The sequence below is a fragment of the Streptomyces dysideae genome (assembly GCF_001514305.1).
GTDB lineage: Bacteria > Actinomycetota > Actinomycetes > Streptomycetales > Streptomycetaceae > Streptomyces > Streptomyces dysideae.
In genome coordinates this window covers 70,869-79,781 of the sequence record NZ_KQ949109.1, presented here as the reverse complement: position 1 = coordinate 79,781, position 8,913 = coordinate 70,869, and the positions used below count along the sequence as shown (strand labels likewise).

Below are 8,913 nucleotides of genomic sequence, written 5' to 3'. Positions count from 1 at the left end.
AGCGGGATGGCGGTGTCGGGTGCGTCGATCCATCTGGCGTCGGTGAGGTCGGACGCCGCGGTGTTCGTCGACGAGCTGCGCGAGCAGATGACGGCCGAGCTGACCCTACTCAACGACAAGATACCCAAGCTGTCCTGGCTGGACATCGCCGAGCGGAAGTCCGGGGCGATCCGGCTGACGGCGGCCGAGGCCCAGCCCGAGCCGCGCAACCTGCGCAGGATCAAGGCCGAGGTACAGCGGCGTTGGGGCATCGTGCCGCTCGTCGACATGCTGAAGGAAGCGGTGCTGCGGACCGGATGCCTGGACGCGGTCACCTCCGTCTCCGGCGGCGGCAGCCTCTCGCCGGAGGTGCTGGCCGAACGCCTGCTGCTGGTCATCTACGCGTACGGCACGAACACCGGGATCAAGGCCGTGGCGTCCGGCGGCCACGGCCACACCGAGGACGAACTCCGCTACGTACGGCGCCGGTACCTGTCCGCCGAAGCTGCCCGCGCCATCGCCATCCAGATCGCGAACGCACCTTCGCCGCCCGCAACGCTGAGCTGTGGGGCCAGGGCTCGACAGCGGTCGCCTCCGACTCCACCCACGTCCGCGCCTACGACCAGAACCTCTTCACCGAGTGGCACTCGCGCTACGGCGGCCGCGGGGTGCTCATCTACTGGCACGTGGAGAAGAAGTCCCTGGCCATCCACTCCCAGCTGATCAACTGCACCGCCTCGGAGGTCGCCGCGATGATCGAGGGCGCGATGCGGCACGGCACCACGATGGATGTCGAGGCCAACTACACAGACAGTCATGGCCAGTCGGAAATCGGGTTGGGCATCACGCGGCTGCTGAACTTCGACCTGCTGCCGCGTATCAAGCGGATCAACAAGGTGAAGCTGTACCGGCCGGTGGCCGGCGAGCCGGACGCCTACCCGCAGCTGACCCCGGCGCTGACCCGTCCGATCCGCTGGGAACTCATCGCCCAGCAGTATGACCAGATGATCAAGTACGCCCCCGCGATCCGGACCCGTACCGCGTCCACCGAGGCGATCCTGCGCCGCTTCACCCGCAACGCCTCCCACCCCACCTACGCGGCGATGCTGGAGGTCGGCCGCGCGCAGAAGACCATCTTTGTGGCCCGCTACCTGCGGCTACGGGACCTCCAGCGGGAGATCGAGGAGGGCCTGAACGTCATGGAGTCCTCCAACGGCGCGAACTCCGTGATCGCCTACGGCAAGGGCGGGGAGATCGCCTCCAACCGGCGCGACGAGCAGGAGATGTTCGTCCTGTGCCTGCGGATTCTGCAATCGGCCCTGGTCTACGTGACACCCTGATGCTCCAGGACATCCTCGGCGAACCGGAGTGGGCCGGCCTCCTCACGCCCGCCGACCGGCGCGGCCTGACCCCGCTGTTCTGGTCCCACGTGCGTCCGTACGGGGAGGTCAACCTCGACATGGCCGCTCGCCTCAACCTCACTGCGGTCAGCGTGCCCAGCCCCCGTACGGCGAGCGATGAGGAGCGGGCCGGGAAACGTACGGGCGCGTGAGGCGTCCAGTCCCGTCATCGACGCGGTGCCGGACACGGGCCGCTAACCAACTTCCCAAAAGAACTTCTGCAAAAATACTTTTGGAAAGCCTCTGGGTCGCTCTACCCTCCCGTCATGGTCAGCGAAGAGCAGAAACGCGTACTCGATCCCGAGCAAGACGCAGCAGCCCTGAAGGCCCTCACGCACCCTCTGCGCATCCGGCTGCTCGGGATGCTGCGGCAGGACGGCCCGGCCACCGCGAGTGAACTCGCGGTCAGCACCGGGGAGTCATCCGCTTCCACCAGCTATCACTTGCGGGTGCTGGCGAAGTACGCATTCGTCGCTGAGGCCGAGCACCGTGACGGGCGGGAGCGCCGCTGGCAGGCCGTGCACTCCGTGACCTCCTGGAGCAACAAGGCAATGGCAGCCACGCCGGGCAGCCACGCCTGGGTCAGCCTGTCGCGCAGAGCCCAGATCGAGCACCTGGAGGCATCTCTCGCCCGGCACGAGGCCGATATCGCCGATGGGCGGCTGGGTCAGGAGTGGGTGGAGCCTTCCGGACTCAACGACCTGATGCCCCGCCTGACCCCCGAGTCGCTCACCGAACTCTGGGACGTGCTCGACCGCAAACTGGAGGAACTGACCACCCGCGACGCAGAAGATCCGCGCGCAGCGCAGGTCGTATTCCTCACCGCCGGGCTGCCCCTGGCACCGCGCGACCCCGCCGCTGCGGCGGACACCTCTGCCCCAGCGGGGACAGATACCGAGGACGCGTCATGACCGGGACGCTGGACATACGCACCGCACGCCGCCGCTACATCACGGTCTGCGTTCTGTTCTGGCTGCCGCTGGGACTGAGTATCGCTCCCCTGATCCTGCTGTTCACCGAGCGCGGCATGCCCATGGCGGCCATCGCGGGCTTCTTCGCCGCGCACTCCCTCACCGCCGCCGCGCTGGAACTGCCCACCGGAGGACTGTCCGACGTCCTCGGACGCCGCACTGTTCTGGCCGCCGCAGGCCTGCTGAACCTGGCCGCTTTAACCCTCGTGGGCCTGGGCACTGCTCCCTGGCTGCTCGGCCTCGGCATGGCCCTCATGGGCGCGGGCCGTGCCCTGTCCAGCGGACCGGCCGAAGCCTGGTACGTCGACACCGTTCAGACGCATTCCGGCCCCGACGCCGAACTGCGCACCGGACTGGCCCGCGGCGGCTCCGCGACATCCGCCGCGCTCGCCACGGGCACCCTGCTCGGTGGTGCCCTTCCCTGGCTGCTCGGACTCGGCCCCGACCTTGGCGCCCGGCTGAGCGAGTCAACGTCCGGGCTGGTGCTGCCCCTTTCCGTTCCGATGCTGCTGGGTGCAGCTGTCGAGATCGCCTTCGTGCTGTATGTCCTGACTGCTCTGCGGGAGCCACACCGGCCGGCAGCCACCCTGCGCGACGTACTCCGCGGCATCCCGGCCACTGTCGTGGGCGGGCTGCGCCTTGGGGGCCGCGATGCGCTGGTCCGCCGGGTGTTCCTCAGCGCAGGAGCCGCTGGCAGTGCCCTGGCCGCGATCGAACTGCTCACGCCCGGCCGTGCCGCAGCCCTCACGGGCGCGTCGGAGTCGGGGGCGGTGCTTTTTGCCGCTCTCGCCTGCGCCGGATTCATCTGCGCGGGTATCGGCAGCCACCTCGCACCACTGACGGCCCGGCTTGCGGGCAGTGGCGAGCGTGCGGTGATGGTGAGCCTCGGCGCGAGCGCGAGCGGCCTGCTGCTGCTCGGCGCCACCGCAGCGTTCGCAGGAGTGGGCTCCATGGTCCTCGCGGCCGTCGGCTACGGCCTGGTCTACCTCGGGCTTGGCGCGGCGGGGCCGAGCGAGAACGACCTCTTGCACCGCCGTGTCGCAAGTTCGGGCCGGGCCACCGCGCTGTCCGTCCAGTCTCTCGCCCTGCAACTGGTGGCAGCTCTCACCGGTTTGATCATTGGTGTCCTTCCGTCAGGCCCGCTGCCCTGGCTGCTGGGAGGCACCGTGCTGCTCGCAGGAGCTCTCCTGTGGATTCGCCGCAGCGGGACCAGACCCCCGACTCCGGCAGCAACGCCTCAGCCACACACCATGTCGTCCTCCTCGACGAGCACCGCTGGCTCCGACCCCCATCAGCAACATGCTGATCAGTAGCGCCGGGACCAACCCGAAAACCGCACGAACGCACGAGTGATGACAAAGGCGCCGAGCATGTTCGCGCACACACGGTTCGTTCGCGCGGTGGTCATCTATCGACCGATTGATGAGCAAGATCGGTAAGTGGTGGCGCGCGACTCAGTTGGCCATTGAGTGCTTCAGTTGGCCGCTCCATGCTCAGCCTCCGACCTCAGGACGTGCCTGTCGGGCCGTGCGGCATGATTGCGACCATGTGTAGAGGGGTGGGCGGGGGGCTCCGCCGATTGTGGCCATGGCGCGGGCGTGACGAGTCGGCGCTCGCCGAGATCGAGGCCGAGATCACCGCCTTTGGTGAGGCTCTGGACGTCCATTCCTTCAGCCCGGGCCAGCCCGGCGCCACCGACGAGATGCGGGCCGAGCTGGCGCGTGCCCTCGACGCATACGACCAGGCAAAGCGGGAGGTCGCCAGCGGCCAGATGCGGGCGGACATACTCGATGTCCTGCGCACGCTGGACGAGGGCAGGCACGCGCTGGCCTGTCTGGATGCCCTGATCGCCGGCCAACCGCTGCCGGAGCGCATGCCGCTGTGCTTTTTCGACGCCCGACACGGTAGGGCCGCCCGGCACGTCAGTTGGGCGCCTCCCGGGGGTGCAGCCCGCACCATCGCCGTGTGCGCAGCGGACGCGGTCCGCTTGACGGAGAATCCGAGCCCACGCACTCCGAGACAACCAGGCAGCAGAGTGCGCACACTGCCGGCGGACGCGGTCCGCCTGCCGGAGAACCCGAGCCCCAGCACTCCGAGACAGCCGGGCCCGGACAGCAGAGTCCGCACGCAGCCACGCGAGGCGAAGCCTCGCCCCACGACACCGACGCCTGTCTCCCAGCCGCAGGTCAGCGGGAAGGGAGGCAGCGGCGAGCAGACCTATCAGCTGAAAATGCCGTCGTACCGCCCGGCGGTGATGGTCTTCTCGACCAACGGGCAGACACGGGTCCACCTACGCTTCGAGGGCAGGAAGGGGCGCTCCTCACGCCTGTACCGGCTGTCCGGCGACGGCACCCCCATCACCGCCCGGATTCCGCTGCCGGAGGGGAGCAAGGCAATCGCGTTCCGCGTGTTTGCCGACGGCGATCGGGAGAAGTGGACGGCGACTGCGGCCCCCCTGCGAGAAGTCCCACGCTTCCACGACGAGATCAACGGAACCGGATCAGATGTCGTGCACTACCGAGGGGAACCGGGCCCGGGCGTCCTCCACTACGCGGGGCCGAGCCTGATCCAGTTGGAGGCGCTGAACGACCGCCTCGCCTACTGGGTGACGGTGAGCGAGGGGCGCGCAGGGAAGCATACGTTCCAGTGGCCGGGCCGCGGCTACTACCAGGTGCGCTCGGCCGGGGCATGGAGCCTGTCCGCTACGTGACGAAGCGCGGACCGCTGAGGTTGAACCGGGACCGGCCCCGGTGTCCGAGCTCTGCGGCAGACACGAATCGAACCGCCATCAGCCACCCGAATGGGTCGCTGCCCCCGGCCAACTGTGACGCTCAGAGTGGCCAACTGGGACGCTCAGTGCCCGACCACAGCCGCCGATCTCCTTGCCCCCGTTCCGGCCGTATGGACCGGCAGCCTCGTGGGATACGCACGCGTGTCCACCAAGGGACAGTTGCTCGACCGGCAGATCCACGCACTCACCGAAGCAAGGTGCATCCGGATCTTCTCCGACAAGAAGTCCGGCAAGAACGCCGAACGCGAGGAACTGTGGAAGGCCCTCGACTACCTGCGCGAGGGCGACACCCTCGTCGTCCCGTCGCTGGACCGGCTCGGCCGCTCCATCCAGGACCTCATCGCGATCGTGTCCGGCCTGCGCAAGCGTGGCGTCGGCTTCACCTCGCTGCACGAGGCGCTCGACACGACCACGCCCGGCGGGCGCCTAGTCTTCCACGTGTTCGCGGCCCTGGCGGAGTTCATCCGCGAACTCATCGTGCAGGGCACCAACGAGGGCCTGGACGCCGCCCGCGCCCGCGGCGCCCGACTCGGCCGCCCGGAGAACACCGTCACCTCGATCGCCAAGCTCCTCGGCGTCTCCCGCAACACCATCTACAACTACGTGCCCGAACTCAAGAGTGGTCGCCTCGCACTCGCTGAGGCGACGAGCACGCCGGAACTGCCCCAACTCACCAGGTCAGAGGACTGATCACCGCCGTTTGCGGCTGGTGACAGCGTTCTTACCGGCACCCCAAGTCGTCGACCACCCGCAGCGCCCAGATCAGCAACGGCCCCATGGTGGCCGGAGCGATCGGCTCGCGGCTGTTCTCCCCGGGGCCGGGGCCAGGCGTGGCAGGGAGAGGTAGCCGTCGACGCCGTACCGGTGCCAGGGAGTCATCACCAGATCAGCGAAGGCGCCGTTGCGGTCGGCCAGCCGCCCCGCCCACCCTGGCGACGGCACGCCGTCCGCGTCACAGCCGCGTAATCCGACCTCCACCCAGCGGCGAAACGCCCGCGGGGTCAGCCAACGGACCTCGCTGGTCCGCGCGTTCTTCGCCCGGGCCGCCGGCACCAGAACGCGCTGGCCATTCCGCGCTGGCCATTCCTGCCGCGGACCGACCGCATGATCACCGGGTTTTACCGTCACGTGATCGCGCTGCACCGCCCACTCGTACAGCCGGATCAGCGCGGCCAGCCCGCGGTTCCGCCGAGCCCCACCGACCCGGCGCGGTTTCCGCAGCGAGCGGGTCCGCCAGTCCTCGAAGTCCCACAGGTCCTGCTGTGGCGTCGCGCCATGTCTTCTCACGGCCCCACAGGAAGTCGAAGAACAAGCACCTGGCGGTGCCTCGGCACCCAGTACGTACGCCAACCCGGCACGCATCCACCCCTGCTCGATCCGCTTCAACACGTCGATCCGACAGGGAAGACTCGAGAAGCGACCGCGCGGCTACTCCTCCCCGACGCGGACGACCGCCAGCGTGATGTTGTCGGGGCCGCCCGCCGCGATGGCCGCCTTCCACAGCTCGAAGGCCGCCCGGCCGTCGTCGTGCACCCGCATCACCTCGTCGAGCACGTCCGTCGTCAGCGGGTCGGTCAGACCGTCGGTGCAGATCAGGTAGCGGTCGCCGGGCGACAGGGAAGCGGCCGTCACATGGGGGCGGATGTCGTGGTAGGCGAGGCTGCCGCCCAGGCACTGGGTGACGAGGGAGGTGGTTCGCTGCCCGGGTTCGAGCGGTGGGCTGTCATCGACGCTCAGCTGGCGCAGCCCGTTGCCGGAGGCCGCGAAGACCCGGCTGTCGCCCACGTTGAACACCAGGAGCGAGCCTGGCTGTACGACGACTCCGGCGACTGTCGTCCCCATGGTGGCGAGTGCGCTTACCTCGTCGGCGCCGACGGCCTGATACACGGCGCGGTTGCAGGCGTGCAGGGCGTCGCGGACGGTGTCCTCGCTGCTCAGGGCGGCGCCGATCGATGCGATCCGGCGGGCGACCAGGGCGCTGGCCACGTCGCCGCCGGGATGCCCGCCGAGTCCGTCGGCGACCGCGACGACGAGGGGGGTGCCGAGCGGGAAGACCAGGGTCTGCGGACTCTCGGTCACGGTGGCGCACAGCGTCCAGGGCCCGACGACGAGACTGTCCTCGTTCCGCTCGCGGAGCAGCCCGGGATGGCTCAGCGCACTCACAGCGACGTACGGCATGGAGCGCCACCGCCTTCCCGCACGGGACACACCGCCGGGCCGGACCTCCGGTCCCAGTCTAGGACGGTTGTTCGATGAGACAGGGCTCAGCTCTCGGTCGGGGTGAGGACCACGAAGTCCGCGTTCGACGGGTCGAGGCAGACCGCCAGTCGGCCGACGCCCTCCGCGTCCTCCGGTCCCATCTGCACGCTGCCGCCGTTCTCGGTGACCTTGGCGACCGCGGCGTCGCAGTCGGTGACGTTGAAGACCGGGTGCCAGTACGGCCGCCCGTTCGCCAGGGCGAGGTTCTCCTTGGGGAGTTCCATGAGGCCGCCCTGCATGCGCTCCCCGGGCAGCCCGGCGGGCGTGATGAGGGTGTACGTACCCCCGCCGCCCGGCAGTTCCATGTCGCTGAACTGCCAGGCGAAGACATCGCCGTAGAACTCCCTCGCGGTCGCGGCGTCGCTCGTGTACAGCTCGGTCCAGGACAGTGAGCCCGGCTCGTCCGCCAGCTCGAAGCCCGTGTTCTTCCCTGGCTGCCAGACGGCGAACTGGCCGCCCGACGGGTCGCTGTACTGCGCCATCCGGCCCCAGTCGTCGAGGTCCGTCGGCATCACCCGCACCGTGCCGCCCGCGCGCTCCACGGCCTGGGTGGTGGCGTCCGCGTCGGTGACGCTGTAGTAGATCATCCAGGCCGAGCGGGCGCCTTCCTCGGTGAGTCTGCCGAGCCCGGCGACGGTCTTGCCGTCCTTCTGGAACATCCCGCCTTCCCAGTCCTCGCCCTCGCCCATGGACGCGAACTCCCAGCCGAGCACCGCGCCGTAGAAGGCCGCGGCGGCCCGGACGTCGGGGGCACCGAGGTCGAGCCAGCAGGGGGAGCCGGGGGTGAGGTCAGTGGTGATCACGACGATTTCCTTCCGAAGGTCCTGTGTGACATCGATCCTGTGTGACATCAGCCTGGCACCCGGCACTGACAATCGCGCGTCGTCCGGTCGGCGCGAGGCCGGGGCGAGCCGTGGGTCCGGCCGGGTACACGGCATGATCAGGGGATCAGTTGCGGTGCTGACGTGAAGGGCGGCGGGGCCGTGGACGAGCGGGCGGAGATCTCGACGGCGAAGGAGGCCGCCGCCGACGAGCTGGTCCTCGCCTTCGGGCGGTTGCAGGGGGCCGCGAACCGCCTGGAGTACATCCTGGGGCGGGCCCTCGAAGAGGAGTGCGGCGTCAGTCATGTCATGTTCGAGGTGCTGCTGATCCTGGGCCGGGCGGGCGAGCCGGGGCTGTCGATGCGGGCCATCGCCCAGGAACAGGTGCTGACCACCGGCGGCGCGACGCGGCTGGTCGACCGCATGGAGGCGGCCGGGCTTGTCGAGCGCGCCGAGGACCCCGGTGACCGGCGCGGGCGGCTGGTGCGGCTCACTCCGCGGGGGGAGGAGACCACGGTCGCCGCGTCCCGGGTGCATGTGGAGAACATCCGCCGCTACTTCCTGGCGCCCCTGCCCGCCGAGGACCGGGAGCGGTTCGCGGAGGATCTGCGCACCACGTCGGCGGGGGTGGGGGAGGCGTGCTCCATCACGTTCGCGGTGACGCCGTCGGGCGTGCGGTAGGTGCCGGCGAG

At 69.6% G+C, this 8,913-nt stretch carries 8 protein-coding genes and 1 pseudogene; 7 read left to right on the top strand and 2 right to left on the bottom strand.

Annotated elements, in window-relative coordinates:
- Nucleotides 1-6: 6 nt before the first annotated feature.
- The 6 genes and pseudogenes from AQJ91_RS57920 (at nucleotide 7) to AQJ91_RS38265 (ending at nucleotide 5,831) form a co-directional block, all read left to right on the top strand.
- A pseudogene (locus tag AQJ91_RS57920) lies at nucleotides 7-1,319 on the top strand (Tn3 family transposase).
- Nucleotides 1,319-1,531, top strand: a complete 213-nt coding sequence (locus AQJ91_RS54805; protein ID WP_199848131.1) for a hypothetical protein — start codon at nucleotides 1,319-1,321, stop codon at nucleotides 1,529-1,531. The pseudogene AQJ91_RS57920 and the gene AQJ91_RS54805 overlap by 1 nt, the downstream one beginning before the upstream one ends.
- 114 nt (nucleotides 1,532-1,645) lie before the next feature.
- The gene (locus AQJ91_RS38280) at nucleotides 1,646-2,290 is read left to right on the top strand and encodes an ArsR/SmtB family transcription factor (RefSeq protein WP_067031363.1); all 645 of its coding nucleotides are present in this window, start codon (nucleotides 1,646-1,648) and stop codon (nucleotides 2,288-2,290) included.
- Complete coding sequence (locus AQJ91_RS38275) at nucleotides 2,287-3,663, top strand: MFS transporter (protein ID WP_067031360.1); 1,377 nt, start codon at nucleotides 2,287-2,289, stop codon at nucleotides 3,661-3,663. The genes AQJ91_RS38280 and AQJ91_RS38275 overlap by 4 nt, the downstream gene beginning before the upstream one ends.
- Nucleotides 3,664-3,896: 233 nt before the next feature.
- Entirely contained in the window at nucleotides 3,897-5,060 is a 1,164-nt protein-coding gene (locus AQJ91_RS38270) for a hypothetical protein (protein WP_159054745.1), read from the top strand.
- 207 nt (nucleotides 5,061-5,267) lie between these two features.
- Entirely contained in the window at nucleotides 5,268-5,831 is a 564-nt protein-coding gene (locus tag AQJ91_RS38265) for a recombinase family protein (RefSeq protein WP_079085533.1), read from the top strand.
- 738 nt (nucleotides 5,832-6,569) lie between these two features.
- Here AQJ91_RS38265 and AQJ91_RS38260 read toward each other — a convergent pair.
- Nucleotides 6,570-7,319, bottom strand: coding sequence for a PP2C family protein-serine/threonine phosphatase (locus tag AQJ91_RS38260; RefSeq protein ID WP_067031353.1), 750 nt, complete (start codon nucleotides 7,317-7,319; stop codon nucleotides 6,570-6,572).
- A gap of 86 nt (nucleotides 7,320-7,405) precedes the next feature.
- Entirely contained in the window at nucleotides 7,406-8,203 is a 798-nt protein-coding gene (locus tag AQJ91_RS38255) for a VOC family protein (RefSeq protein ID WP_067031351.1), read from the bottom strand.
- Between the two features lie 180 nt (nucleotides 8,204-8,383).
- Between AQJ91_RS38255 and AQJ91_RS38250 the strand changes: the two genes are divergently transcribed.
- Nucleotides 8,384-8,902 (top strand): MarR family winged helix-turn-helix transcriptional regulator, encoded by a 519-nt coding sequence (locus tag AQJ91_RS38250; protein ID WP_067031464.1) that lies wholly within the window; start codon nucleotides 8,384-8,386, stop codon nucleotides 8,900-8,902.
- Nucleotides 8,903-8,913: the final 11 nt, after the last annotated feature.